At 47.2% G+C, this 25,178-nt stretch carries 24 protein-coding genes and 1 riboswitch; of the genes, 14 read left to right on the forward strand and 10 right to left on the reverse strand.

Annotated features, from left to right (window positions below; all coding sequences use genetic code 11):
* Window positions 1-27 precede the first annotated feature (27 nt).
* Window positions 28-1,278 carry an AsnC family protein gene (locus tag SYNPCCP_RS13935; protein WP_223211298.1) on the forward strand — a complete coding sequence of 417 codons (1,251 nt, stop codon included), beginning with the start codon at window positions 28-30 and terminating at the stop codon, window positions 1,276-1,278.
* Complete coding sequence (locus SYNPCCP_RS13940) at window positions 1,275-2,231, forward strand: mechanosensitive ion channel family protein (RefSeq protein ID WP_010873872.1); 957 nt, start codon at window positions 1,275-1,277, stop codon at window positions 2,229-2,231. The genes SYNPCCP_RS13935 and SYNPCCP_RS13940 overlap by 4 nt, the downstream gene beginning before the upstream one ends.
* Before the next feature lie 68 nt (window positions 2,232-2,299).
* Here SYNPCCP_RS13940 and SYNPCCP_RS13945 read toward each other — a convergent pair whose 3' ends face one another.
* From SYNPCCP_RS13945 to SYNPCCP_RS13955, 3 genes are all read right to left on the reverse strand, one after another.
* Complete coding sequence (locus SYNPCCP_RS13945) at window positions 2,300-3,646, reverse strand: CIA30 family protein (protein WP_010873873.1); 1,347 nt, start codon at window positions 3,644-3,646, stop codon at window positions 2,300-2,302.
* 197 nt (window positions 3,647-3,843) lie between these two features.
* Window positions 3,844-5,547, reverse strand: coding sequence for an AarF/ABC1/UbiB kinase family protein (locus SYNPCCP_RS13950; protein ID WP_010873874.1), 1,704 nt, complete (start codon window positions 5,545-5,547; stop codon window positions 3,844-3,846).
* A gap of 14 nt (window positions 5,548-5,561) precedes the next feature.
* Complete coding sequence (locus tag SYNPCCP_RS13955; RefSeq protein WP_010873875.1) at window positions 5,562-6,935, reverse strand: sensor histidine kinase KdpD; 1,374 nt, start codon at window positions 6,933-6,935, stop codon at window positions 5,562-5,564.
* 156 nt (window positions 6,936-7,091) lie between these two features.
* Here SYNPCCP_RS13955 and SYNPCCP_RS13960 point away from each other — a divergent pair, with 156 nt between their 5' ends.
* The 6 genes from SYNPCCP_RS13960 to SYNPCCP_RS13985 all read left to right on the forward strand — a co-directional run bounded on the left by SYNPCCP_RS13960 (window position 7,092) and on the right by SYNPCCP_RS13985 (window position 12,478).
* Window positions 7,092-7,727, forward strand: a complete 636-nt coding sequence (locus tag SYNPCCP_RS13960) for a ParA family protein (protein WP_010873876.1) — start codon at window positions 7,092-7,094, stop codon at window positions 7,725-7,727.
* A 111-nt stretch (window positions 7,728-7,838) separates the two neighbouring features.
* Window positions 7,839-8,360, forward strand: coding sequence for a hypothetical protein (locus tag SYNPCCP_RS13965; RefSeq protein ID WP_010873877.1), 522 nt, complete (start codon window positions 7,839-7,841; stop codon window positions 8,358-8,360).
* A 187-nt stretch (window positions 8,361-8,547) separates the two neighbouring features.
* On the forward strand, window positions 8,548-9,099 hold the full coding sequence (locus SYNPCCP_RS13970) for a hypothetical protein (RefSeq protein WP_199303575.1): 552 nt from the start codon (window positions 8,548-8,550) through the stop codon (window positions 9,097-9,099).
* A gap of 125 nt (window positions 9,100-9,224) precedes the next feature.
* A complete protein-coding gene (locus SYNPCCP_RS13975; RefSeq protein WP_020862019.1) occupies window positions 9,225-10,754 on the forward strand; it encodes a PP2C family protein-serine/threonine phosphatase in 1,530 nt (509 codons plus the stop codon).
* Window positions 10,755-10,944: 190 nt separating this feature from the next.
* Window positions 10,945-11,670 carry a two component system response regulator RpaA gene (gene rpaA, locus SYNPCCP_RS13980; protein WP_010873880.1) on the forward strand — a complete coding sequence of 242 codons (726 nt, stop codon included), beginning with the start codon at window positions 10,945-10,947 and terminating at the stop codon, window positions 11,668-11,670.
* 61 nt (window positions 11,671-11,731) lie between these two features.
* A complete protein-coding gene (locus SYNPCCP_RS13985) occupies window positions 11,732-12,478 on the forward strand; it encodes a phycocyanobilin:ferredoxin oxidoreductase (protein WP_010873881.1) in 747 nt (248 codons plus the stop codon).
* Between the two features lie 369 nt (window positions 12,479-12,847).
* On the opposite strand, the gene SYNPCCP_RS17725 is transcribed toward SYNPCCP_RS13985, so the two are convergent.
* Both SYNPCCP_RS17725 and SYNPCCP_RS17730 read right to left on the reverse strand, forming a co-directional pair.
* The gene (locus tag SYNPCCP_RS17725) at window positions 12,848-13,117 is read right to left on the reverse strand and encodes a transposase (RefSeq protein WP_010873882.1); all 270 of its coding nucleotides are present in this window, start codon (window positions 13,115-13,117) and stop codon (window positions 12,848-12,850) included.
* A gap of 158 nt (window positions 13,118-13,275) precedes the next feature.
* Complete coding sequence (locus SYNPCCP_RS17730) at window positions 13,276-13,962, reverse strand: IS701 family transposase (protein WP_010873883.1); 687 nt, start codon at window positions 13,960-13,962, stop codon at window positions 13,276-13,278.
* Window positions 13,963-14,114: 152 nt separating this feature from the next.
* A riboswitch (TPP riboswitch) is annotated at window positions 14,115-14,210 on the forward strand.
* A 7-nt stretch (window positions 14,211-14,217) separates the two neighbouring features.
* Here SYNPCCP_RS17730 and thiC point away from each other — a divergent pair.
* The 4 genes from thiC (at window position 14,218) to SYNPCCP_RS14010 (ending at window position 19,490) form a co-directional block, all read left to right on the forward strand.
* A complete protein-coding gene (gene thiC, locus SYNPCCP_RS13995; protein ID WP_010873884.1) occupies window positions 14,218-15,597 on the forward strand; it encodes a phosphomethylpyrimidine synthase in 1,380 nt (459 codons plus the stop codon).
* Window positions 15,598-15,822: 225 nt separating this feature from the next.
* Window positions 15,823-16,779, forward strand: coding sequence for a YihY/virulence factor BrkB family protein (locus SYNPCCP_RS14000; RefSeq protein WP_010873885.1), 957 nt, complete (start codon window positions 15,823-15,825; stop codon window positions 16,777-16,779).
* A 332-nt stretch (window positions 16,780-17,111) separates the two neighbouring features.
* Complete coding sequence (locus SYNPCCP_RS14005; RefSeq protein ID WP_010873886.1) at window positions 17,112-17,834, forward strand: TrmJ/YjtD family RNA methyltransferase; 723 nt, start codon at window positions 17,112-17,114, stop codon at window positions 17,832-17,834.
* A gap of 168 nt (window positions 17,835-18,002) precedes the next feature.
* On the forward strand, window positions 18,003-19,490 hold the full coding sequence (locus SYNPCCP_RS14010; RefSeq protein WP_010873887.1) for a class A beta-lactamase: 1,488 nt from the start codon (window positions 18,003-18,005) through the stop codon (window positions 19,488-19,490).
* On the opposite strand, the gene ppk1 is transcribed toward SYNPCCP_RS14010, so the two are convergent.
* Complete coding sequence (gene ppk1, locus SYNPCCP_RS14015; RefSeq protein ID WP_010873888.1) at window positions 19,491-21,677, reverse strand: polyphosphate kinase 1; 2,187 nt, start codon at window positions 21,675-21,677, stop codon at window positions 19,491-19,493. It lies immediately after the preceding gene.
* Between the two features lie 168 nt (window positions 21,678-21,845).
* Here ppk1 and SYNPCCP_RS14020 point away from each other — a divergent pair, with 168 nt between their 5' ends.
* Window positions 21,846-22,040, forward strand: coding sequence for a hypothetical protein (locus tag SYNPCCP_RS14020; RefSeq protein ID WP_020862016.1), 195 nt, complete (start codon window positions 21,846-21,848; stop codon window positions 22,038-22,040).
* 45 nt (window positions 22,041-22,085) lie between these two features.
* On the opposite strand, the gene SYNPCCP_RS14025 is transcribed toward SYNPCCP_RS14020, so the two are convergent.
* The 4 genes from SYNPCCP_RS14025 to minC all read right to left on the reverse strand — a co-directional run bounded on the left by SYNPCCP_RS14025 (window position 22,086) and on the right by minC (window position 24,288).
* A complete protein-coding gene (locus SYNPCCP_RS14025; RefSeq protein ID WP_020862015.1) occupies window positions 22,086-22,307 on the reverse strand; it encodes a hypothetical protein in 222 nt (73 codons plus the stop codon).
* A 9-nt stretch (window positions 22,308-22,316) separates the two neighbouring features.
* On the reverse strand, window positions 22,317-22,610 hold the full coding sequence (minE, locus tag SYNPCCP_RS14030; RefSeq protein ID WP_010873889.1) for a cell division topological specificity factor MinE: 294 nt from the start codon (window positions 22,608-22,610) through the stop codon (window positions 22,317-22,319).
* A 57-nt stretch (window positions 22,611-22,667) separates the two neighbouring features.
* Window positions 22,668-23,468: a septum site-determining protein MinD gene (gene minD, locus SYNPCCP_RS14035; protein ID WP_010873890.1), complete on the reverse strand. Its 801-nt coding sequence runs from the start codon at window positions 23,466-23,468 to the stop codon at window positions 22,668-22,670.
* A 76-nt stretch (window positions 23,469-23,544) separates the two neighbouring features.
* On the reverse strand, window positions 23,545-24,288 hold the full coding sequence (minC, locus tag SYNPCCP_RS14040; RefSeq protein ID WP_010873891.1) for a septum site-determining protein MinC: 744 nt from the start codon (window positions 24,286-24,288) through the stop codon (window positions 23,545-23,547).
* Window positions 24,289-24,499: 211 nt separating this feature from the next.
* On the opposite strand from minC, the gene SYNPCCP_RS14045 reads away from it, so the two are divergent.
* Entirely contained in the window at window positions 24,500-25,132 is a 633-nt protein-coding gene (locus tag SYNPCCP_RS14045; RefSeq protein WP_010873892.1) for an FHA domain-containing protein, read from the forward strand.
* The last annotated feature ends 46 nt before the right edge of the window (window positions 25,133-25,178 follow it).

Here is a 25,178-nt window from a genome sequence, read left to right on the forward strand (position 1 = left end):
ATCTGCGGAGCAAAGTGAATCATGGCAATGGTTAGTTTTGCCTGGCAGTTTCTCAAGCAGAAAGTGTTTTTTTGGTTGCACAAAAGTCAGGAGAGTGACCATTCTCCCGAGACCTTGGCGCCATTGCCAGACACCTTGGAAGCAAAACTTCTCCAATCCATTAACTCCCTCGTTACCCCCACCGCCTACATCAAGGCCATTCATTCCGCCCTAGAAGATAGCCTCCAGGCCTGGCAAAAAAACCTAGAAGCCCCCAATAGCCTGGTGATTCTGGCCAATCCCGTCGAGCCGATCGCCAAAATTTTGCAGGATAGCTTAAACAGTTGGGATAATGACCTGGAGGTAAAGGTGGTGACCCCCCTGGGGGATTTTCGTCGCCCTTCTGATCCTTTGACCATAACAGCCCAATTGCGCCATGCCCTAGAAGCCCAGGGAGGCATTGAGTTTGACGGCCAGGGAGTGGACTTAATCCAGGATGTGGAATGTTTGGAACAGCGCACCACAGTGGTGGTGATTCCTTCCTTAGAACAATGCTTTCTGCGTTGTATCAGCGGTTGGGACGGCATTGGTTTTTTGCGGGAAATTACTGTGCAGAATCCTCAATACTTCTGGTTGATTGGTTGTAATTCCTGGGCCTGGGACTTTTTGGATTTTGTCAGCCAAATTAGCGCTTATTTTGATGACGTGCGTCCTCTGCCAACCTTAACGGGGGAAATGCTCCGCAGTTGGTTAATCCCCCTCACAGGGCAATGGGGCACTATTAAGCCAGAAGGCGATCTTGCCAACTTAATTAGTGTTAATTCATCTAATTCATCTTCATCAGATGCCCAGGCAGAGGTCGAACTTTATTGGCAAAACCTTGCGAACTGCTCCCAGGGGATCGGTTCCATTGCGGCTAAGCTTTGGTTACGGAGTCTGCGGATCAAAAAGCAAGTGATGGAAAGGGAAAACCCAGCTCAATCGGTGCTCAATACCAAAGAAAATGAGGACCAAATCTGCCCCTTGTTCCAGGTCAATCCCGCCCAGCCGAGCTTACCGTCCTTCACCAACCTAGATTTGTATTTGCTCCACTCCTTGATGATCCACGGCCGCATTAGTCCAGCGCACTTGGCCCTGAGCTTAGGGGAACCGGAAAGTCAAATCCAAGCTAGGGTACAGCGGCTCCTACGGGAAGATATTTTGGTACGTCGTTGGGGGGATTTAATTATTTGCCCCACCTACTATCAACAACTGCAAAGTGAATTGGCCAATAATAATTTCTTTGTGGGGGGAAGATGATGTTAGATACCACATTTTTGTCAGATTTTTTTACTCTGAATAGAAATACTTTTGCCCATTATTTGCCGGTAATCCATTTAACTAATGCGGGGGAATTTGGGCTTCAGCATTTGTCCTCCCTGCCCTTGGCTCAGTTGACCCCCCCGGATCAAATTCCCAAAAGTTTGCTGACGGATTTGACTATCCGAAAAATTATTCGGGCCGTAATTGCTGTGGCGATCGCCTATGGGTTGATGGCGGTAATTCAAAAGGTCACTAACTGGATTTCGGAGCGGGTACCCCGGCGGTTTCGGCTGTTGGTCAAACAATCTTTACCGTTTTGCAAAGCATTAATTTTACTATTTACCATTTCCTATTTATTAAACCTATTTTTTAATTTATCGGAAGGTAATTTATTGGCTTTGACTGGTACCATTGCGGTGGCCCTAGGTTTTGCGTTTAAAGATTACATTAGCTCCATTATTGCCGGGGTGGTGGCCCTGTTTGAAGCGCCCTATCGGGTAGGAGATCGGATTCAAATTGGAGATCATTACGGTGAAGTGACGGGCTATGGACTGCGGGGTATTTGCCTCCAAACTCCGGACGATAATAATGTCACCATTCCCCATAACAAAACCTGGACAGAACCGATTTCCAATGCCAATGGCGGTAATTTAGAAGCCCAGGTGGCCACCAGCTTTTACTTCGATCACAGCGTTGATGTGGAACAGGTTATCCGTATTTTGTACCAGGCCGCCTACAGCAGTCGCTACACCCAACTCAGCATTCCCATTGTGGTGGTGATGAAGGAACACATCTGGGGCACCGAATTTAAGCTCCGTTCCTATCCCATGGACGCCCGAGATGAATTTGCCTACCAAACGGATTTAATCCGTCGGGCTAAACGAGCCTTTGGCCAACAGGGTTTGCCCTATCCCAGACTAAAACTGGGGCGGGATGAGTCAGACACCTGAGTGGGTGGGCTTTTTCAGATCGGATTGTAAGCTTTAGTGACACTAAGCAAAAATACTCGGTTGTAAAATTAGCGTTGGTCGAAATTTAGTTGCTTGAGCAGAAATGGCCAAGCGGCCTGGTTACGGCCCGGTTCCCTGGCACTGACCTCAAAGGTTTTGCCCCCAGCTTCCGCCCATTGCAAACTGTCCACACATAACTTGGCGATCGCCCAGCGACTAACTTGGCCCCGCAGATTATCCCCCTGGGCAAATTGCATCATTTCTGGATTTTCTGACTCCGTTAAAGCACAGGGCCGAACGATGGTGTAGGTCAAACCACTGCCCCGGATGGCATCTTCCCCCCGTAATTTCCAAGTCAAAATGCCTCCCAATTGGTCATTGAGACGCACCGCCGGTGGTTCTTCGTCCAAATTCAACCCTGGGCGATCGGGACGGGTTACTCCAGCCGAACTGACGTGGATGAACTGGGGCGTGAGGGGATTGGCATAGGTTTTGATGGACTCAATTTCCAGACCAAATATACCCGGGGAAAAGCTGGGATTTAGCCCACCGTCGTACTCAAATTTGCTATGCATCAACTGGAAGGCGGACACCTGGGCAGAATTGAATGGGCCCTTTTCTGGCACGGTTTTCGCCCGAAAGACGGGAATTAATTGTTGGAAGGGAATACAAACTGTTTGGGGACGATTGTTGAAAGTATCGAAGGAGTAACAGTAGCTCAGCCCATCCCAGTCGTTTTGGCTACGGATAATGAATTTGTAGCGCTTGCCGTCCCCTTGGATGCGGAGTTGAATGCCCTCAGCGTAGGAAAGATCCAACGCCGGTTCAAAATTTGGCGATCGCACCGAGGCAAAGCCCCCATTATTAGCGGTGGAAACTTCTCCGGTGAATAAAGCCCGATCGCCGGTCAGTTGCCATTGGCTAGCGCTGACACCCCCCATCACCCCATCGTCAACGGAATACCAAGCTAAACGGGGAGAATCAGTCTGACGAAAGTCGATCAGGGTGTTTTCCTTGGGCTGAATATGTTCTTTGACCACCGCCAGCAGGTTTTTGATGCCTTCATACTCCACTTGCTCCGGTACGTCCACCACTTCCGGCAGGTAAAACTTGAGCCCTTGGTAATACTTTTCCCGTTGGGGCGTATCCCCTTCCACTGGTTGAACTTTGGTGCCACTACAACAAATCACCGCCGTTACCCTGGCCATCAATGCTGGAGTTAAACTTTCTCGAATAGTTAAATCACCGCCAAAAAATTCCAGGCGATCGGGTAGCCTACCCCCAAACCAAGCTTGAAAAAGTTTTTTGGCCCTGGGCACATCCCGCACCAACACCCGCACCTCTTGGCCTCCGTCAATGAGCAATTTAACTACCCTTTTGCCCACGCCGCCGGTGGCGCCCACAACTAAAATCACAGTATTTTTCCCTTGGTTGACAGCACTGTTTCTAATCTAATCTTCCTAGGGTCTTTGCGCTAGGCAACCCAGTTTAGCTAGCAGTACGGTGGGAATTTCCTCAGGCCGTGGCCAAAGATTTTCAGAAAGAGCATTTAAGTATTGAAGTTTATTAGGACTATTTGTTAAGCCTAATGGCGCCTAAAATTTTTAGTTAACTACCTTTTTTGCACCAGTCGGTCTAACTTTTCTTGCACGGCCAACTTGATCAAAGACCGCAGTAAAAAGAGGCCAAATAGTCCCGCTAAGCCGAAACCCACCACAGCAAAACGAGCATAGACCGTGGATAGCAAGACCGTTGCTGATAGTAAAGTAAAGCCCGTTAAACAGGCAAAAATGAGACTTTTTAGGGCCAAGTGGATTTTCCGCAACAGGCGATCGCCTTCCGGGGAGCGGGTGGCAAACTGGAGCTCGCCCCGTTCTAATTTGGCGGCCAATTCCTGGAGAAATTGTTGGTTACGGGATGGTCTGTTCAATTGGTCGAGGGCAAATTGTTTAACCTGTTGCAGCAGCGCCATGGCTAGGGAACGTTTAGGTTGGGCAACGGTGATGCTTTGGATGAAGGGCTGACTGGCGGCGATTAAATTATAGCGGGGGTCCAAGGCCCGGGCGATGCCATCCAGAGTAGAAATGGATTTTAAAATAAAGGTCATTTGGGGCGGTAGGCGGAAGGGTTGTTGTTGGAACATGGCATAGACCTCTTCCCCCACTTGGTCAAAGGCTTTAATATCAATCGGTTTATCGCGAAAGTTATCCAGCAAAAAATTAATAATTCTTTTGATGGGACTTAGATCTCCTTTCGGTTCCACTAGGCCCATATAAATTAAAGCCTCTAACACCTGGTTGGTGTCCTTTCTCAGTACAGCAAAAAAAGTTTGTACCATTTGATCTTTGGCAATGATTTTCACCTCCGCCATGGTGCCAAAATCATAAAAAATCAAGTCCCCCTGGCTATCCACCGCCATATTGCCTGGATGGGGATCGGACTGGAAAAAACCATCAACTAGTAACTGTTTTAAATAGGCGCAAATACCGGTTTGAATCACCAAATCTAAATTAATGCCAGCGGTTTCCAAGGCTTGGCGATCGTCCACTTTAATGCCCGGTAAATATTCCAGTGTTAAAACCATGCGGGTGGTGTATTGCCAATAAATTTCTGGCACCCTAACCCTGGGATAATCAGCAAAGTTTTGACGGAATCTTTCTGCATTTTTGCCTTCGTGAATGTAATCAATTTCCAAAAAAAGCAGGGAGAAAAATTCTTGATAAATGGCTTCAATTTCATATTTTTGGGCCAGTCGACGGAATCCGGGTAACCATCGTTTGGCTAACCGCAATGTTTGATGTAAAAGCTCAAAATCTAGATTTAATAAACTATCCAATCCTGGTCTTTGTACTTTCACCACCACCGCTTCCCCCGTGGGCAACACCGCCCGATGCACCTGGCCTAAACTGGCCGATGCCAGGGGAGTAACTTCAAATTGTTGAAAAATCTCATCGATCGCCCCGTGCAATTCCTGTTCGATAACGGCGATCGCCTGACGGGAATCAAAGGGAGGGACCCGGTCCTGGAGTTGGGTAAAAGCTTCGATATATTCCGCCGGAATGATATCTGCCCTGGTGGAAAGGGACTGACCGATCTTGATAAAAGTAGGGCCCAAATAGAGTAACTGTTGCACCAACCATTGGGCTCGACGATAGCGCCGTTGGGCAGAGCGGGGGGCCGTGAGCCGGTCCCACGACAAAAAGAACACAAATAACAGAAAAACCCTAGTGACCGCCAGTTGTCTGCGCCACGGCCTACGGGACAAACCCGACCAACTGAGGGGTCGATCCGCCATCGGTTGCGAAATGAGCATCATCAACGGAGGAAAAATTATTCAGTCGCCCCAGACTCCGGAATCATTAAGGTAAAAGTTATTACGGTCTGGCCTGGCTGGCAGGAGGGCTTTCCCACAACGCTGATTTTACCATTGAGTTGCTCAATTAAAGTGCGGACAATGGTTAGCCCCAACCCCACCCCGGCGATCGCCGAGTCAATCACCCATTGCTCCCGATAAAAAGGATCAAATAAATGTTGGAGATTGTTGTCATCCACGGCCACAGTCTGATTACTAAAAGTGCATTTAATATTTTTTTTAACTTGCATTGAGATTTGCTCACATTGTTCTAAGGTGACCACAATGGAACTATCGGCCACGGCAAACTTTTGTGCATTAGTTAACAGTTCTTGGAAAATTTGCCGCAAGTATTTATCATCAGCGGCCACCGAATTAATCCCATGGTCGTAATGAAATTGTATTCTGTGATTGTCTTCCTGCAAGGGAAAGCAGTGGTCAATCACTTCCTTTAGCAAAATAGTTATATTTAAGTCATAGATTTGTAGTTGATTAACCTCTTGTTTTAGTTGCTTTAATTGTAAAATTTTGCTGTTAATATCATTGAGTTTATCCCACGCTTGATCAATAATTACCAATCTTTGTTCTAGCTTTTCTGGGGTGGGGGGAGTGGCGCGCAAAGTTGCAACTACCATGCGGATGGTGGCCAGGGGGTTGCGGGTCTGATCACTCATGATGGTGATAATATTGTTAATTAATTTCTCATTCCATTGTTTTTGTTGTTCTAATTGTCGACGACTAGCTTCATACCAGATTTTTAAAATTGGGCTGTCTTCAAAAAAATTGCGGGAAGAATGAAGGGAGCTGATGGGATCAAGTTCAGTAAGATTTACGGAATGTAATTCTTCTAATAATCCATCATTAGGGAGATTAGTTCCTAATAGTAGTTGATTGATAATTCCCAAATCATTTTGGAGTTTTTGTAGAGGGAATTGTTGTTGTTTGGACATTGTTTTATCCGTGGCTGGGCAACTATACACCGTTAGAATTAGCCCATTTTCTTTGCCTTGGAAAAACGTTTTGATCCCCTCCACCCTAGGGCAAGATAAATGAAAAAATTCTTGCCACAATGGCCATTCCGTTGCGGTCAACGTTAATCCTTCCCCATTGGCGATCGCCTCCATAATCTGGGGAGAGCAATGCTGCCAAAAGTCTTCGCTGGGCCAACGGCCATGCTTGCCGGCCAAGGACCAAAACCACGGCTGGGCCTGGCCCACCACCCACACCACCACCTCCGACTGTAGGGCCAGGGCTAATTTCTGAGCTAGCAAAACAGGCACCGGTTCGTTCCCTGGAGGAAGACAAACGAGATCAATGAGGGATTTGCCAAGGGACGCATAGTGGATTGCCATTCGTATCAATCAACAATTGGATAACTTTCACGCACCAGCTAACTCCCCAGGATATGGGTAAAAATTGGCTTCTGACCCCAGTATAATTCCCTAAATAGAAGGAACAATTGTGGTATGTTGAGGGGCAACGGTAATAGGTCAAGGTAGGGGAAACGGGTGTCCACACCAAAGATTTTGGCAGTAGTTAACGGCAAGGGCGGCGTTGGCAAAACCACAACCGCAGTTAACCTGGCCGCAATTTTAGCGGAAAAGCGATCGGTACTTTTGGTGGATGCGGACCCCCAGGGCTCTGCCAGTTGGTGGGTGGAACGCAGTGGAGACAAAATGGGTTTCCATCTCAGCCAAGAAAATAATCCCCAGGCATTGAAGGACTTGCCCCAGGTGGATGACTACCAAATTATTGTCGTGGACACACCTCCGGCCCTCCGTTCCGAGGCATTAAGGACGGTCATTGGTCTAGCTGATTATCTAGTATTGCCGACGCCCCCGGCCCCCATGGATTTGACGGCGTTGATCGACACAGTAAAAACCGCTGTTAATCCCCTAAGGGTGGCCCATCGGGTGCTGTTGACCAAGGTGGACTCCCGCAGTCTGAATGAAACCCTCGAAGCTCAAAATACCCTCCTGGAACTGGGGATTCCTGCCTACCATGCCTTTGTGCGGAGCTATAAAGCCCATGAGCGGTCTGTGTTGGATGGTATGGCCATTACCCAATGGAAAGGCAAAAACGCGAAGGAGGCCCAATCGGATTATCGACGGGTGGCGGATGAACTTTTGCGAGAATTACTCTAGGTTCTGGGCTGTGTTGGTCGAAATTTACCGAGTCTATTTTCCCAACCTAAACCCAGAGTTTGATCATTGACTCTTAACACCTATAAATATTTATAGATTTTCCCTTTAACTATGGCCAGAAAAAGCTTATCGGATCTGCTCAAACAAGAAGTTAAAGCCCAGTCCCAACCAGAGTTAGATGCTGGTATTTCCCCTGATCTCGAGCCAACTCCAGAGGCTTCTGTGCCTGAACCTACAGCAGATTTGGCCGAGCTTCAAGCCCAGTTGAACAGCATTAAAGCGGCGCTGCAAGCGGAAAAAAATCAAGGGGAAAAGCTAAAAGAGCAGTTACAACAGGAAAAGAAGGCTCAGGAAAAGGTTAAACAACTAGAACAAAGTTTAAAACAAGAACAGGCCAGGGTGAAAGAGCTCCAGAACGAAGTTCAATTGGTGGAGAAACTACAAACGGAACTGAAGGAAGAAAAAAATTTGGTGGGCAAACTGTATAGCAAAATTCAAGATTTGGAAGAGGATTTAGCTCCCCAAGTCAGCGCGGCCCTTACCACCCTCCCCAGGGCCATGCCTGTCCGTTACGTCGCTCCCAAACAACCTCCCACCAATTTGAGCGATGAAGACATTGGTTGGTTCGATTAATTTGACCAAGAGGTGAAATCCTATCTTTTCCATTACCCTACTACGGGCGATCGCCAAAATGGCCCTGGACAATGAAAATTTCCCTTGCCATGGGCTAGGATCGATTGCCATGGGGTCGCCGTGGTTCAGTTAACCACCTGACATCAATGGCAAAGACAACACACCGATTCAAGTTCCGTCAGTGGTCATGAGAAACGCTTTAACTATTTTTGCTTTACTCCTTTCGAGCACCGGCATTTTTGTCTCCTTGGCTAGGGAGGAGTTACGCTGTCGAGTGGGACTAAGCAGTACCGAATGTCCCCCGGCGATCGCCCAGCCGGAGAATAACGCTCCCCAGGATAGTGGTGCCCAACTGGTCAATTCTGAGTTGCGTCCCATCATCCCCAGCGAGGCGAAGTCCGATAAGAACCCTAATCCCGCCGCTGAAACGGCTAAAGTGCTAGAAACGGAAGCCACCGAAATAATTGAAGAAAATCTAGTTCCCGTCGGAGAAAATGCTGGGATTCCATCCCCCGATGCCAGTGCTCAGCCTTCTTCACCCCCTCTCCATAGTCCCCTGGGCAACCCCATGGAGCAAAAAATTGTAGACACTGCCATTATCAGTAACCCAGCTCCGAAAAAAGCTTTACCCACCGAAGCCCCCATTGCGCCCCCCGCCAGTAAAAATCCAGCAGAAGATAATCTTATTCCAGTTATTCCAGCGGAAGGGGTAGCTATTCCCGTGGCTCCACCACAGTAGTGGTAAATTTGGACGATTAAATGCTAGGTTAAAATTTTCACTTTCCTTGCGCCTAGCCGGATAACCCAGGAACGATAATTTGCAGCAAACCGTCACCGTGGCCTCTACCATGGGAGGGTTTTGTGATGTTCCGCCCCTTGTCCCGGGCCATTCAGGTGGCAATGTATTATCCTATTCGCATTGTTGCGGCGGCGATTATTTTAACAGCGTTACTGTTTATTCCCCTGGGGTGGAGTTCCTGGCAAACCTATCTAATTTTTCAAAATACGGTGGCTGTGGATTTTCAACTCCAGGCTCAGGCTGGCAAAATTGTCCACTTAGACGAAGTCTTAACCATGTCTTCTCAAATGGCTGCCGCCACAGGGGATTCGGAGTGGGAAGCACGGTATCTCAAATTTGAACCGGAATTAGGAGCGGCGATCAAGCAAGCCATTGCCATTGCACCAGAAGCCTATGAAGGGGAAGGAGCCCAGGAAACTGAAATCGCCAACAACCGTTTGGTGGTAATGGAAACAAAAGCTTTTGAGTTGGTGCGGCAGGGAAATTTGTCCCAGGCCCAGGCCATGCTCAACAGCCGGGAATATCTGGGTAATAAACGAATTTACATTGACGGCATTGCAAGGAGTGAACTGGCGATCGCCAATCGTATCCAGGCCAACCTAGCTAATTTTCGGCAGACATTATTTTTTGCTAGCACCCTGGCCGTAGTTAGTTTAATTACCTTAATTCCCCTCTGGGCTGTGGTGCTAAAGGTTTTGCAAATGTATATTAAGGACCGGGAAATAGCCAGACAGGAAGTGCTTAAAGCGAACAGTCAACTGGAAATAAAAGTAGCAGAAAGAACAGCAGACTTAGCCAAAGCAAACGAAGCAATTACTGGCCTCAATGCTCAGTTAAAACAGGAAAATATGCGATTGGGAACGGAGTTAGATGTAGCGAGAAAATTACAAATGATGGTTTTACCCAAACATGAAGAATTATCAGAAATTACCGATTTAGATATTGCTTGCTACATGGCTTCGGCCACTGAAGTGGGGGGAGATTATTATGATGTGGTTAAAATCGGTAACCGCATTTTTATTAGCATTGGCGATGTCACTGGCCATGGGTTAGAAAGTGGAGTAATGGCCATAATGGCCCAAACTGCGATCCAAACTCTGCTAACGGCAGAAATTACGGAAGCAGTGCAATTCCACAATTTACTCAATCAGGTTCTCTACAAAAATACCCAACGGATGGAACTGAGTAAAAATATGACCCTGGTGATGTTAGATTATCAATCGGGGGAATTAATCCTTAGTGGCCAACATGAATCCATTTTTGTGGTTCGTGCTGATGGCGCCATAGAAGAAATAGATACCATTGATTTAGGCTTTCCCCTTGCTTTGGAGAAAGATATTACGACCTTTATTGCCCGCACCCAAATTAATTTACATTCAGGGGATGTGGTGGTGCTATACACCGATGGTATTCCCGAAGCAGAAAACGGGGAAAAACAATTTTATGGTTTGGCAAGATTTCAAGAGGTGCTCATTGCCAACCACCAGTCAACAGCCTTGGAAATTAGTCAAGCAGTGGTGGAGGATTTAATGGCTTATATTGGTGACAGCCGGGTTTTTGATGACATTACTTTAGTCATTTTTAAAAAAATATAGTTAGCTTCAGCACAAGATTACCCATGTTTTAGATGGAGTTTTTCTTGGTCATGATGCTCGCAAGTCTATAATTACTATAAAAATGCCGCGGGAAACAGGGCGCTAATTTTCAGGCCCTGGGACTGTGAAAGCCTTTATAATAGGTTGCCCCTTTAAAATCGTTTTTTTCCTTTAGTTTTAGCCCCTGAGCATGCCTCGAATACTGATCATTGACGATGACCCGGCAATTTCCGATTTAGTCTCCATTAATTTAGAAATGGCAGGCTACGATGTCCAACAGGCAGTGGATGGCATCAAGGGGCAAGCGTTGGCGGTGCAACTACAACCGGATCTGATCATGTTGGACTTGATGTTGCCCAAAGTGGATGGATTTACGGTTTGTCAACGTTTGCGCCGGGACGAACGCACAGCAGATATTCCGGTTTTGATGCTAACGGCGTTGGGTCAGATCCAGGATAAAATTCAAGGCTTTGACTCTGGGGCGGACGATTACCTCACTAAGCCTTTCGACGTGGAGGAAATGTTAGCCCGGGTGAGGGCCCTACTGCGACGCACCGATCGCATCCCCCAGGCGGCAAAACATTCAGAAATTCTTAACCAGGGACCCCTAACCCTAGTGCCCGAAAGGTTTGAAGCTATTTGGTTTGGTAAAAGTATCAAGCTGACCCATTTGGAGTTTGAGTTGCTTCACTGTCTGTTGCAGCGCCATGGGCAAACGGTTTCCCCCAGTGATATTTTGCGGGAAGTATGGGGCTACGAACCAGATGATGACATTGAAACCATCCGGGTGCACATTCGTCACCTCCGCACTAAGTTGGAACCGAATCCCCGTCGACCTCGCTTTATTAAAACGGTGTATGGGGCAGGCTATTGTTTGGAACTGTCAACGGAAGAAGGAGGCGGTAGTCCAACGTAGGTTTTAGCTTAATTTCCAGCCCATTATTCCCATTGCTTTGCCCTAGATTTGAGTATTTACCATGGCCGTCACTGATTTAAGTTTGACCAATTCTTCCCTGATGCCTACGTTGAACCCGATGATTCAACAGTTGGCCCTGGCGATCGCCGCTAGTTGGCAAAGTTTACCCCTCAAGCCCTATCAATTGCCGGAGGATTTGGGCTACGTAGAAGGCCGCCTGGAAGGGGAAAAGTTAGTGATTGAAAATCGGTGCTACCAAACGCCCCAGTTTCGCAAAATGCATTTGGAGTTGGCCAAGGTGGGCAAAGGGTTGGATATTCTCCACTGTGTAATGTTTCCTGAGCCTTTATACGGTCTACCTTTGTTTGGCTGTGACATTGTGGCCGGCCCCGGTGGAGTAAGTGCGGCTATTGCGGATCTATCCCCCACCCAAAGCGATCGCCAATTGCCCGCAGCGTACCAAAAATCATTGGCAGAGCTAGGCCAGCCAGAATTTGAGCAACAACGGGAATTGCCCCCCTGGGGAGAAATATTTTCTGAATATTGTTTATTCATCCGTCCCAGCAATGTCACTGAAGAAGAAAGATTTGTACAAAGGGTAGTGGACTTTTTGCAAATTCATTGTCACCAATCCATCGTTGCCGAACCCTTGTCTGAAGCTCAAACTTTGGAGCACCGTCAGGGGCAAATTCATTACTGCCAACAACAACAGAAAAATGATAAAACCCGTCGGGTACTGGAAAAAGCTTTTGGGGAAGCTTGGGCGGAACGGTATATGAGCCAAGTCTTATTTGATGTTATCCAATAAAAGCACTTCCAGCTTTTAGCGAACATTGCTTTTTTTAAGAAAATTTAAGCTTCTTATTTTACTATTTGTATGGATTTAAATTAATCTAAACTGGATGTAGGACAAAATTGATTTTTACTAGCCAGAATAATTCTTTTATTTAATCCTAATTGGTCTTATCCCTCTTTCATCAATCTAGGCAGAAGAAGAATAGAATGTATTCCATGAATTTAGCAAATACTTTAATCGATCTAGCTTATCAACCTTGTTGTAAAGTTTAGTTAACTCATCCAAAACATGGGCAAATGGAAATACTTTTAACCACTTTTTAATAAGATTTATTGCATTAAATACAGAGATCACTAATCGTAGGTTGTTTAGCCATTTTTTCTACCCTTCTTCTTTATCCCATTTTTCATGCTTTTGATAATACTTTGACGTTGAATTTAGAGTCGGATTAAAATTCTCATCATAAAAACAAATCATACAATATGCACACATCACTAATTCCCACCATTTTTGAATTTCCTCACAATGAGTTACCCTAAAATCTGCCCATCCTAATTCACTTTTGCATTGCTCAAATCCATATTCTATCCATGACCTTACTCCATATATTCTGCCAACTTCTTTATATTTAATATCTGGTATTCGAGTCATTACAAACCATCCTGCTTTTTCGTCCTCTTTTTCTGTTTCTGTTTTAATTTCCCAATATCTTATTGCGCTTTTTTTACCATAAACTATTTCTCTGATATACCTATCTTCCTGTTTTCCATCCCATCTTATGTGTTCAAACCTCCTCCACTTATTTGCCCTTACTTTAGCTTCCTTTGGAAGCCAGACCCCATGATTGCTCCGGATCCCACTGCATATTCTATTTTTAATTCCTCTACAGCACTGATAAAATTGCTATGGCTTTCTCCATATAAGCTATCTGACACTATTCTTTTTATTTTAAAACTACTTTCTTCTAGTTCTTTTATTATCTCTACTGCTAATTCTGGCTTTGTTTTATACTTATCTCCCTCTTTTAATCTTTCTTTTGGTTTAAATACTTTTGATTCTAGAGGAAACGTTACCCCATCGCAGTAAACATAGGCATTTACTGACACTATACCGCTTTCTATTTTTCCTAAATTTCCAATATATTGTCTTTTTACATAATCTGTTATTTTCCCTTTTTTGGGGTCTCCTGTTTCATCTATTATTACTATTATTTCTCTTCCTTCTAAAACTTCTAAGATAATATTTAATCTTCTTTTTTCTAATTCTTTTAGTTCCCAAGGAGAATCTGTCATGAAATGCAGTAGTCCCTGTTCATTTTTCAATTCTAGTGATGATGCTATTGCAGGTAAACTCTTTCTTTTTATATCACTTAATATTCCCACAATGATATATCTAAATGACTCATAAGACCTCACTTCTGGAAATATATCTTTATACAGTTCACTATATGTGTCTACACACTGTACTGTCTTTTTCGCCTCTCTTGTCTTTGTCATTCTCCCTCCGGGCTTTTCAGCCTTTTATCTCCATTTTAATTCCCTCAGTCTGACGGAAGAGGGATAATGATTATCGATCAAGCAAAACTGTGATTCACGGGATTGGCGATCGCCTAAGGAAGAGATGGGGATAGAGAAATGATGCTAGAATTTGCCATAGCTAGGGGTGTCTAGAAAGCTAGGCTGAGAAAAACCCTTAGAACCTGAGACTGGGTAATACCAGCGGAGGGAAGCTCACCATTCGAGGAAATTTGTATGAGAACTGCTTGGGTTGCTAAGCGCCAGGGACAAACCAATGTTTCCCAGATGCATTATGCCCGCAAAGGGGTGATCACGGAGGAAATGGATTATGTGGCGAAGCGAGAGAATCTGCCCGTTGAGTTGATCAAAGATGAAGTGGCCCGGGGTCGCATGATTATCCCCGCCAACATCAACCACACTAATCTGGAACCGATGGCGATCGGCATTGCTTCCAAATGTAAAGTTAACGCCAACATTGGTGCTTCCCCTAACTCTTCCAATATTGACGAGGAAGTGGAAAAGTTGCTTTTGTCTGTTAAATACGGCGCAGACACGGTAATGGATTTATCCACCGGCGGTGGTGACTTAGACGTGATTCGTACCGCCATCATAAATGCTTCCCCCGTTCCCATTGGGACCGTACCCATTTACCAAGCCCTGGAGAGCGTCCACGGTAGCATCGAAAACCTGACCCCGGATGATTTCCTCCACATCATTGAAAAGCATGCCCAGCAGGGGGTGGACTATATGACCATCCATGCCGGGTTGTTAATTGAGTATTTACCCTTAGTGAAATCTCGCATCACTGGCATCGTTTCCCGGGGGGGCGGCATTATTGCTAAATGGATGTTGCATCACCACAAGCAAAATCCGCTCTACACCCACTTTGACGAGATTATTGAAATCTTCAAAAAGTACGACGTTTCTTTCAGTTTGGGGGATTCCCTCCGTCCCGGCTGTACCCACGATGCTTCCGACGATGCTCAATTGTCTGAACTTAAAACCCTCGGTCAGTTAACCCGCCGGGCTTGGGAGCATGATGTCCAGGTGATGGTAGAAGGCCCCGGCCACGTCCCCATTGACCAAATTGAGTTCAACGTTAAAAAGCAAATGGAAGAGTGCAGTGAAGCTCCCTTCTACGTGCTGGGCCCCCTAGTAACGGACATTGCCCCTGGTTACGACCACATTACCTCCGCCATCGGAGCGGCGATCGCCGGTTGGCACGGCACTGCCATGTTGTGTTATGTCACCCCCAAAGAACATTTAGGTTTACCCAATGCGGAAGATGTACGCAATGGTTTAATCGCCTATAAAATTGCCGCCCACGCCGCCGACATTGCCCGCCACCGCCCAGGGGCCCGCGACCGGGATGACGAACTTTCCAAAGCCCGCTATAACTTCGACTGGAACCGTCAGTTTGAATTGTCCCTTGATCCGGAACGGGCCAAAGAATACCACGACGAAACTTTACCGGCGGATATTTATAAAACCGCTGAATTTTGTTCTATGTGTGGGCCCAAATTCTGCCCCATGCAAACTAAAGTCGATGCAGAAATGCTGGAAGAACTAGAGGTCTTTTTGGCTAAGGATAAAGAAATGGTATCCCAGCGTTAACAGTTAGCTTGCCCTCCCAATTTAATTAGCTCTGGCTATGGCAACTTTAGGAAGTAGATTAAGTTGTTACTGATTAATTCCGAGAAAAAATATTTGCGGAATTTTCGTTTGTTCTCTAAATCTATCCATTGGAGCAACCAGAAGGCTGAGAAATAAGGGAGGCAGAGTCTGACCATAGAGGTGGGTTCAGGCCCACCTTTCTAGTTTTTAATTTTGATCTGATTGATGGGGAACAATTTTGCCCAACTGAAGCGGTTGATTAACTTTTTTCGGACTGTGATTTTACCAGCCCGCATCAGTCAGTTGATATTACAGACCTTTCTGAAATGGCAAAAAGATAACTGCATGGATATGGGGGCCGCCCTAGCGTACTATGCCCTCTTTTCCCTGTTTCCCATCTGTTTAGTAATGCTTAGCATTGCTGGTAGATTATTAGGGGCAGATTCAAATTATTATCTACAGCTCATTAGCTTTGCCCAAAATATTTTACCGGAACAACCCTTTAAGGTTTTTCAGCAAGCTTTGACTAATCTTAACCAAAGTAGCTTTAGTGCTGGACTCATTGGTTTTGGTATTTTGGTTCTCACTGCTAGTCGTATTTTTGATGCTTTGAATCAAAGTGTAAAGAAAATCTGGTCGGTGGTTCATCAGCCCAAGGAAAATATTGGAGTTAAGCACCACGCCTTCAATTTTATCAGGAATAAAATCCTCGCTTTTTTGCTGGTTTTAAGTACAGTGATGGTATTTTTGCTATCCATATTTGCCAATTTAGCCGCTAAAATTTTCCTCACCGTACTGGCGGAATTTGGACAGTCCATTCCTTGGGTTACCTTTGACAGTTTAGGATTAATTACCACTCTACAAACTAGTATTTCTTACTTTCTCATTACCGTAGTTATTATCACTCTATTCAAAGTTTTGCCTCCCGTCCGTCTGCAATGGTGGGATATTTTTCCCGGCGCAATTTTAACTGCGGCCACCATGATGGCCTTACAAAATGCAGTTGGCAGTGGCATTATTCGCATTGGTGAAAACTTACAAGCTTACGGTGTGGTGGGCAATGTAATGGTATTGTTATTGTGGATTTATTTGATTTTTCAGGTGTTTTTTATTGGTTGCGAGTTTACCTTTGTATTTACCTATATTTTTGGTAGTCGTCACCAGAAAGAAAAACCATTTTAGGGTTGTGTTTTAAAAGCCCCCTATCCCCCCAAAGTTGGGGGGGATTTAGGTAAAAGCCCTCCAGCATTGCCGAAGCTTTAGTGAGGAAATTTAGGGGGATAAATATCTAGAGTTGCACTTTCTAAACAGATTCTTAGAGTTGTGTGAAGAGAACTTTCTATTCATGCTCCGATAATATCGCCGCCAAGGATTAAGCTAGGGGATGCTTCGGACACAATTTTATGGATAGTTGTAGAGTGTGCTGAAAATTTCCGCCATTATCGCTCGCAAATTTAAAACTTAATTTAAAACTTTTGGAGGACACTGATTTGGAAAATATTGCCATTGTTGTTGTGGAGCCCCAGGGGGAAAGAAATGTAGGGGCGATCGCCAGAGCGATGAAGAATATGGGGTTGGAAGAATTAATTTTGGTCAATCCCCGTTGTGATTATCGGAGCGTTGAGGCCCAAACCATGGCAGTCCATGCCAAAGACGTCCTCGCCCAAGCGAAGGTAGTGGATGATTTGGCCACAGCCCTTGGCGATCGCCAGCGCATCATTGCCACCAGTGCTAGGGAGCGAATATTGCAATCCCCCATGGAAACCCCCCGCCAAGCATTGCCTTGGTTGTTGGCTCCAAACCTCAAAAGCGCCCTAGTATTTGGTCGGGAAGACAGTGGCCTAACCAATGAGGAACTCAACCAAGCCCACCGTTTTGTGCGGATCCCAGTCCATCCCCAATATCCCTCGTTGAACCTTTCCCAAGCAGTGATGGTCTGTACTTATGAATTGTACCAAGCTAGCCTAGCCATGGAGACAAATAACCAAGTCCCTGGCGATCGCCTGGAGGATGGGTCAACCATGCCCTTGGCCACCAATGCTCAATTGGATAGTTACTGTCAGCACCTGGAGAAAACTTTGCTCAATATCGAAGTTTTATATCCCCATACTGCCCGTAGTAAAATGGCGAAATTTCGCAGAATTTATCAGCGAGCCGCCCTAAACAGCGAAGAAGTGGCCCTATTGCGGGGAATTTTGGGCCAAATTGATTGGTTAGCGCAACAAATTAAGCCTTAAATTAGTCATTCCGAGCAACCAAGGGGGGGATTGTGATGGCCTGGCCAATAAACTTTTGCCAAGTTCTTGTCCTGTATGGGTGCTTCGTTTTAGAGTGTTGAACTAATGGAAAGGCCGCCCTCCCTAACGACCGATCCTCCTCTGGGTTAATGCCCCTCCAGCCTCACCATGATTACTTCCATGCCCCGCCGTCCTAAGTCTCGTCGCACCCAACGCCGTAATCTCCGGGTTATCTCCGGTACATCTACCCCCCCCACCGGCGTCACCATTGCTGAGGTTGGGGAACAGGCCGGTGCTTCCACAGAAATAAACCAAGAGCAGTCAAACCAAAAGCCAGGGGAAACCAAGGTCAACCCCCTGAAGGTTGTTAGCGCCACCGGGGTTAAATCCGTAGCCAAGGGTAAAAATGTCGGCCTACGGCCCCGCAAACCCAGTAAACCCCTCAGTTGGTGGCAAAAGAGTGTGTTGACCTCTGTTCGCCTTGGCATTGTGGGTATTGGCATCGGGGCGATCGCCGGTACGGCCATTACCACCTTCAGTCCCACTAAATTTATCCGGGGAGACCAGAATGGTGCCCCCTTGGCCACTGCGAAAGAACCCCATCAAACCCAGCCGGACCAGCCAGCTATTTACCCCCAAAAGGTGTTAGCTTCCATTGCGGGTTGGGTCACCACTGAAACCGATAAATTGCGGGGAACACCGGCAACGGCCACACCAGAAGCGACAGAAAGTCAGGAAACGACCGTGGCCACTGCCCCCAGTGCTGTCTCTGACCAGGTTCAGCCTACCCAAGAGGATCAGGCCCTAACCCAAAAATTAACTACCCTGGGCACTTCCAAAGCTCCGGCCATTAATTCCTACTCCTATTTCATTGATGTGGATAACGGCCAGTTCGCCAATGCCAAGGGAGAAACCCAACTCCCCGCCGCCAGCACCATTAAAATTCCCGTGGCGATCGCCTTTTTTGAAGCAGTGGACCAGGGCAAAATTCAACTCCACGAAGAACTGCCCCTAACGCAAGATGTGATTGTGGGGGAAGCGGGAACTATGCAATATGACGTGGGCAAACGCTCCAGCTATCCAGCCTTGGAGGTGGTGACCAAAATGATTGTGATCAGCGATAACACCGCCACCAATATGTTAATCAAACGGCTGGGGGGTAAGGAATTTCTCAACCAACGCTTCCAGGCTTGGCAGATGCCCCAAACGAAAATTAATAATTACCTGCCGGATTTAGAAGGTACCAACACCACCAGTCCCCAGGATCTAGCTTTATTGCTGGTCAAACTCCAGGGAGGGGAATTGTTATCCCTTAAATCCCGTGATCGCCTGTTGGGGATCATGCAACAGACCAAAACCCGCACCCTTTTACCCCAGGGGTTGGAACCGGATGCCCAAATTGCCCATAAAACCGGCGACATTGGTACCGTCTTGGGGGATGCGGGCATAGTGGATATGCCCAATGGCAAACGCTATGTGGGGGCCGTCTTGGCCACCAGACCCCATAACGATGTGGCGGGCCGTTTGCTAATTCAAGATATTTCTCGCACTGCTTACCAACACTACAAAGGTATTACCCCTCCAGCTAGCAGTCCCGCCCAACCCCCGGCTAAGCAGGAAAGCCCTGCTACTGCTCCAGTGGAGCCGAGTAATTAATCAAACTGAACGTAGTTCCGGGTCTTCCGTAGTTTCGGCGATCGCCTGGGCAGTGAAAATTGCCTGGGAACTCTGGCTTTGTTCCGGGGAAGCGGGACGGCGTTGCACATAGGTGCCATCGGGCTGTAGCTCCCAAGCTTGACGATTATCGGCCAAAAGAATGCCCAAGATGGACTGTAATTCCTGTTTGAGATCCGGCTGTTCCACCGGCACCACCGCCTCCACCCGTCGGGTTAGATTACGACTCATCCAATCGGCACTGCCAATGTAAATTTCCTCTTCACCGCCATTGTGGAAATAGAAAATGCGGGAGTGCTCCAACAGACGACCAATTACACTGATTACCCGAATGTTTTCACTGACATTTTCCACCCCCGGTCGGAGGCAACAAATACCCCGCACAATCAGATCAATCTGCACCCCCGCCTGGGAAGCTGCGTAGAGGGCACGAATGATCTGGGTATCTACCAGGGAATTCATCTTGGCCACAATGCGGCCGGTGCCCCCATTTAAACAATGGTCCGCTTCCCGCTCAATCATGGCCACCATTCTTTCCCGCATATTAACCGGAGCCACCAGCAATTTTTGGTAATCCTTTTGGCGGGAATAGCCGGTGAGAAAGTTAAATAAATTGGTCAGGTCATTGCCCAATTCCGGACGACAGGTAATCAACCCCAAATCGGTGTAGAGCTTAGCGGTTTTGGGATTGTAATTACCAGTACCAATGTGAACGTAACGACGGATATCAGGGCCTTCCTGGCGCACCACGAGGACGGTTTTAGTGTGGGTTTTTAGCCCCACCAGTCCATAGACCACATGGACGCCGTACTGTTCTAGCTTTCTAGCCCAGTTAATGTTATTTTCTTCATCAAAACGGGCCTTGAGTTCCACCAACACCGCCACCTGTTTGCCATTTTCCGCCGCCGCAATCAGAGCGTTAACAATGGGGGAATCCCCCGAAGTGCGGTACAGGGTCATTTTAATGGTCAATACATGGGGATCGTAGGCCGCCTGGGTAATAAATTGTTGCACCGAAGCGGTGAAGGATTGGTAGGGATGGTGAACTAAAATATCTCCCTGGCGAATCAGAGTAAAAATATCTATCCCCTCCTGCTGGACCCGGCCGTCTTCGTCCCCATCGACAAATTCATAGACATGCTTCAGGCGGGGAGGAATAACCGAAGCCCAGGGTTCGTCCTTGAGGTGGGGAGCAGGTAAAGAAAGGAAAAAGAACAGATCCTTCAGCCCCAACAGGCCGTCAATGTCATAAACGTCAATTTCTTCTAGCCCTAGATCCGTCATCAGGCGATCGCGAATATTTTTCGGAGTTGAAGCATTGATCTCCAAGCGCACAGCGGATTTCCCCACCCTACGTTTACGCAATTCCTCTTCGATCGCCAGGAGTAGATCATCAGCCTCGTCTTCTTCCACTGCAATGTCTGCGTTACGGGTCACCCGAAATAAATGACATTCCTGGATGATCATGCCGGGAAAAAGGGAAGCTAAATTGTGGGCGATGACCTGCTCCAGGGGCACACCGGTCCAGAGCCATGGTTTGTTGGGGTCTGGCTGACACACGTCCTCCGGCAAAGCCACAAAGCGGGGCAGAGTGGGGGGCACTTTTACCCTGGCAAATAATTCTTCATCCGTATCCGGGTCTCGCACCACCACCCCCAAATTAAGACTAAGGTTGGAAATGTAGGGAAAAGGATGGCTGGGGTCCACCGCCAGGGGAGTTAAAACCGGGAAAATATGGTCATCATAGAATTGATGCAAATACTGTCTTTCTTCTTGGCTTAGATCTACATAATCGTTGAGGAAAATGCCCTCATCCGCTAATTTTTCCTTGAGCACATACTCAAACACCTGGTTTTGTTGATATACCAAAGGCCGCAGACTTTTGCTAATTTCTTTAAGCTGTTGGGATGGAGTACGACCATCCGCAGTCAACTTGGTGACATTCGCTTCTACCTGTTGCTTGAGCCCCGCCACCCTGACCATAAAAAATTCATCTAGGTTGGAGCAAAAAATCGCCAAAAACTTTAACCGTTCCAACAAGGGGGTACGGTCGTCTAAACCTTCATGGAGCACCCGCTGATTAAAGGCTAACCAACTCAATTCTCGATTGAAATAGTAAGCAGGATCTTTAAAGTCAACGGTGGGAGCAGAGGGCATAGCTTGGATCATGGGGGCAGGACACCAATGGCATAGGGATAGGCGATCAGGTTGATCTTACCCCAGCTTAACCTGACGAAAATTATGGCCAGTTTAAGGACGGTAAAAAACGAAATTAGCTGGAAAAAGTAGCAGATGGGGAGCAAGGGACATTGAAGTGATCCTTCGCATATATTTCCCATGGAAAATATAAACTATGAGCGGCTTTTGGATATAGATGGCTACTACAAAGAAAATCTGGAATTGATTGAGTCCCTAAAAAACAATAGACAGAACATAGGCGAGATTGAATTGCAGGGAGTTTTTAATCAAACGTTCAAATACAGAAAACAGCCAGATAAAGTTGGTACTGGTGCAACCGTCAATCACAGTTAGCAGAGCAAAAGACTGGTGCAGTCCATATTTCCCAGCAAAAAAACACTAATTGCCCAAATTTTTCTGGGATTTGAGCACAATGGCTGCCACCAAAGCTGGAGTGCCACCGATTAAACCGATCGCCAACCAACGACGGAAATTACGACCCTTCCCATAGGCGATCGCCGTGGCGGTGAGTCCCAGTAAACAATGGGCCGTACCGAGGATAATAACCTGGGTGACAATGGGTAAATTGGTTAACTTTGTTAGGGCATCAGTATTTGTCAAGACCAACCCCTAACTTTCTTGTGCTTCTGATTTAGCTTTGGTTCGACGTACCCGACGCACCGGCAAATTGGCAATTAAAGCTGTCATCCGTTGGTCACTTTCCAAGGAAAACTCCATCTCTCCGGGGTCAATTTCCACATAGCGACTTACCACCTCCACGATTTCCCGTCGCATTTCCTCCATCATTTCCGGGCTTAGCCCTGATCGATCATTGGCGATGACCAGTTTGAGCCTCCGACGGGCATCTTCGCCGCTATTTTTGCCACTCCGGCTAAAGAGCCTTTCAATCAATTCCAAAATCATGCTGGTTTTCGCTCACTGGCTGTTAGGTCATAACGGAAAAAGGGCAAATCCATGGGATTAACCCCCCAAGAGACGACGGCGGATACGGTTGAGTAGGGTATTGTGGGCCGCCATGAAATCCAGAAAAGGAATGTCTTGACCTTCTAGGCGACGGGCAATGTTTTGGAACGCTAACCCCGGTACAGAAAGCTTTTCTTCCATCACTAAAGGTTCCCCTTTGTTGGTGGAAATAATAATTTTTTGATCGTCTGGCAAAATGCCAATGAGCGGCACCGCTAAAAGGTCTAAAATGTCCTCCACACTAATCATTTGATTGAGTTGTACCATCTCTGGTCGCAGGCGGTTAACAATCAAGCTAATTTTGCCGATGTCTTCCGCTTCCAAAAGACCAATTACCCGGTCTGCATCCCGCACCGCCGACATCTCTGGAGTGGTGACAATGATTGCTTCCTGGGCCGGAGCCACGGCATTGCGAAAACCAGCTTCAATACCAGCGGGACAGTCGATGATAATGTAGTCAAACTTATCTTTGAGTTGTTCCACCAAAGACTGCATTTGTTCAGCATTGATGGCATCCTTTGACCGGTTTTGGGCGGCAGGGAGCAGGACTAAATTGGGCAGACGCTTATCTTTTACTAGGGCTTTGTCGATGGTACATTCATCAGCTAAAACGTCGATAGCGGTGTAAACAATACGTTGTTCCAAACCCAGCAATAAATCCAGATTTCGCAGGCCAAAGTCCGCATCAATCAGGACAACCTTTTTTCCCAATCGAGCTAGGGCCGCTCCTAAATTGGCGGTGGTGGTGGTTTTTCCGACTCCACCTTTGCCCGAAGTGACAACAATAATCCGATTCATAGTTGGCTGATAACGTGCGGTAATAACTTGGACTCGAAACTGTTAGCGGGCAGTTAGTGAGTAAGGGGTAAGGATTTTATAGCAGAGCAGAACGCTGAAACTGACGCACCGGGGTCAGACGGATACCTTCTGAAGTAATATAAGCGATTTCGGGCTCACGGCGATCAACGGCATCGGCCCCTACCCTAGCTAGGCGATCGCCAATGCGGATCTGACAGGCGGCCAACCGCAGAATCATAATAACAGCCTGGTCATTGCCTTTGGCACCGGCATGGGCCATACCCCGCAAACATCCCCAAATAAGGATGTCACCGTCGGCCACAATGCTACTGCCCGGATTGACATCGCCAATGATGACTACATCTCCTCCATGGCGAATTTCCCCCCCAGAACGGAGGGTATGGCGTACCACTAACGGTTTGGGGAGAGAAGGGGTCTCGGAAGGATCCACCAGGGGCTTGTCGGCCATGGTTTGATCCACGGAAAGGCCGGCACTGGCGGCGGCCACAGCGGTTTGACGACGGTTGGTTTCCACCCACTGCAAGGTCAGGTTCTGTTCCTTCAGGCCAGCGGCGATCGCCTGGAGTTGTCTAGCATCCAACAGTTGATTATTCACCGCTAACCGCACTAGGGTCTGGTCTTGCCATCGCCCCGCCATAATACGCAGATAATTACCCAAGCTTTGTTCCAGTTGTTGATGGGAAAACACCAGGCTAGGGGAGTCGGGAGCCGTCGTTACCGTCGGGAGAGTTAGGGATAATCGGACAAAGTTTCCCTGGGGGACTAATTGCCACTCAGGATGGGGTGTGTCGTCACTCATCAAAAAAATTTAGAATTTTGCCGTAGGATCGCCCTTTACCTTAGCACTTCACTTTCCCCGACCGTCCTCCTCCCAGGGGGTCAATTCGAGCTGGGGTGGAGATTTTTTGCCCTGGGGCCGGGAGGGTTAGGAAAGACAAATTTTTCGCTACGATTGAAGAGAATCCTGCCATACTCCGCTGTGGTATTTAACATTAATCCCTACATTATTTATGGCTGTCTGTCCCACCTGTAATCACACCAATCCAGAAGGGGCCATCCAGTGTGAGGCCTGCTTTACCCCCCTGCCCACTCTGATGCCTTGTCCCCACTGTGGCAGCTCCGTGCAAAGTGATGCTACTTTTTGCGGCAACTGTGGACAGACCATTGATCCCCAACAATTAGTAGTAAGTGCTCCGGAGGAAGAAGAGGTCCCCATCCCGATCGCCGTAGCTCCAGAAAGTGCTGAACCCATTCCGGCCATTCCCGAAGTTTCCTCCACACCGGCCCCATTTCCCGTGGGCACCCAACTCCAATCCCAGGGAGCTTCCCTTGTCCATGTGCAGACCCAAACCACGTTGGAAATTCCTGCCGGCCTAACGGTAATCCACCTAGGAAAACCCAACGATAAGGTACCACCAGACATCGATGTATCGGGTTTTGCCAATTCCGATGTGGTGTCTAGGGTCCATGCCGATATCCGTCTGGAAGGCAATGAGTATTTCTTGGAAGATGTGGGCAGTGCCAATGGCACCTACGTTAACCACACGGCCCTCCTCCCAGGCAACCGTCATTTACTGCGTCCCGGCGATCGCCTTGCTTTGGGCAAAGGGGATTTGGTCACATTTATATTTCAGTTGCATTAGGTTGCCCCCAACTTTGCTCAGGAATTAAATCCACCATTGAATATTG

Origin of the sequence: Synechocystis sp. PCC 6803 substr. PCC-P, from assembly GCF_000284455.1 — a bacterium.
GTDB lineage: Bacteria > Cyanobacteriota > Cyanobacteriia > Cyanobacteriales > Microcystaceae > Synechocystis.

Excerpts from the sequence above, each read along its gene's own strand:
- SYNPCCP_RS13955 (WP_010873875.1), bottom strand. The coding sequence starts at position 6,935 with ATGGCAATCCACTATGCGTCCCTTGGCAAATCCCTCATTGATCTCGTT.
- SYNPCCP_RS13935 (WP_223211298.1), top strand. The coding sequence starts at position 28 with ATGGTTAGTTTTGCCTGGCAGTTTCTCAAGCAGAAAGTGTTTTTTTGG.
- SYNPCCP_RS13965 (WP_010873877.1), top strand. The coding sequence starts at position 7,839 with ATGGCCAGAAAAAGCTTATCGGATCTGCTCAAACAAGAAGTTAAAGCC.
- SYNPCCP_RS17725 (WP_010873882.1), bottom strand. The coding sequence starts at position 13,117 with ATGACTCGAATACCAGATATTAAATATAAAGAAGTTGGCAGAATATAT.
- SYNPCCP_RS13975 (WP_020862019.1), top strand. The coding sequence starts at position 9,225 with ATGTTCCGCCCCTTGTCCCGGGCCATTCAGGTGGCAATGTATTATCCT.
- rpaA (WP_010873880.1), top strand. The coding sequence starts at position 10,945 with ATGCCTCGAATACTGATCATTGACGATGACCCGGCAATTTCCGATTTA.
- SYNPCCP_RS13970 (WP_199303575.1), top strand. The coding sequence starts at position 8,548 with ATGAGAAACGCTTTAACTATTTTTGCTTTACTCCTTTCGAGCACCGGC.
- minE (WP_010873889.1), bottom strand. The coding sequence starts at position 22,610 with ATGATTTTGGAATTGATTGAAAGGCTCTTTAGCCGGAGTGGCAAAAAT.
- SYNPCCP_RS14010 (WP_010873887.1), top strand. The coding sequence starts at position 18,003 with ATGATTACTTCCATGCCCCGCCGTCCTAAGTCTCGTCGCACCCAACGC.
- ppk1 (WP_010873888.1), bottom strand. The coding sequence starts at position 21,677 with ATGATCCAAGCTATGCCCTCTGCTCCCACCGTTGACTTTAAAGATCCT.
- SYNPCCP_RS14020 (WP_020862016.1), top strand. The coding sequence starts at position 21,846 with ATGGAAAATATAAACTATGAGCGGCTTTTGGATATAGATGGCTACTAC.
- thiC (WP_010873884.1), top strand. The coding sequence starts at position 14,218 with ATGAGAACTGCTTGGGTTGCTAAGCGCCAGGGACAAACCAATGTTTCC.
- minC (WP_010873891.1), bottom strand. The coding sequence starts at position 24,288 with ATGAGTGACGACACACCCCATCCTGAGTGGCAATTAGTCCCCCAGGGA.
- SYNPCCP_RS14045 (WP_010873892.1), top strand. The coding sequence starts at position 24,500 with ATGGCTGTCTGTCCCACCTGTAATCACACCAATCCAGAAGGGGCCATC.
- SYNPCCP_RS17730 (WP_010873883.1), bottom strand. The coding sequence starts at position 13,962 with ATGACAAAGACAAGAGAGGCGAAAAAGACAGTACAGTGTGTAGACACA.
- SYNPCCP_RS13950 (WP_010873874.1), bottom strand. The coding sequence starts at position 5,547 with ATGATGCTCATTTCGCAACCGATGGCGGATCGACCCCTCAGTTGGTCG.
- minD (WP_010873890.1), bottom strand. The coding sequence starts at position 23,468 with ATGAATCGGATTATTGTTGTCACTTCGGGCAAAGGTGGAGTCGGAAAA.
- SYNPCCP_RS13940 (WP_010873872.1), top strand. The coding sequence starts at position 1,275 with ATGATGTTAGATACCACATTTTTGTCAGATTTTTTTACTCTGAATAGA.
- SYNPCCP_RS13985 (WP_010873881.1), top strand. The coding sequence starts at position 11,732 with ATGGCCGTCACTGATTTAAGTTTGACCAATTCTTCCCTGATGCCTACG.
- SYNPCCP_RS14000 (WP_010873885.1), top strand. The coding sequence starts at position 15,823 with ATGGGGAACAATTTTGCCCAACTGAAGCGGTTGATTAACTTTTTTCGG.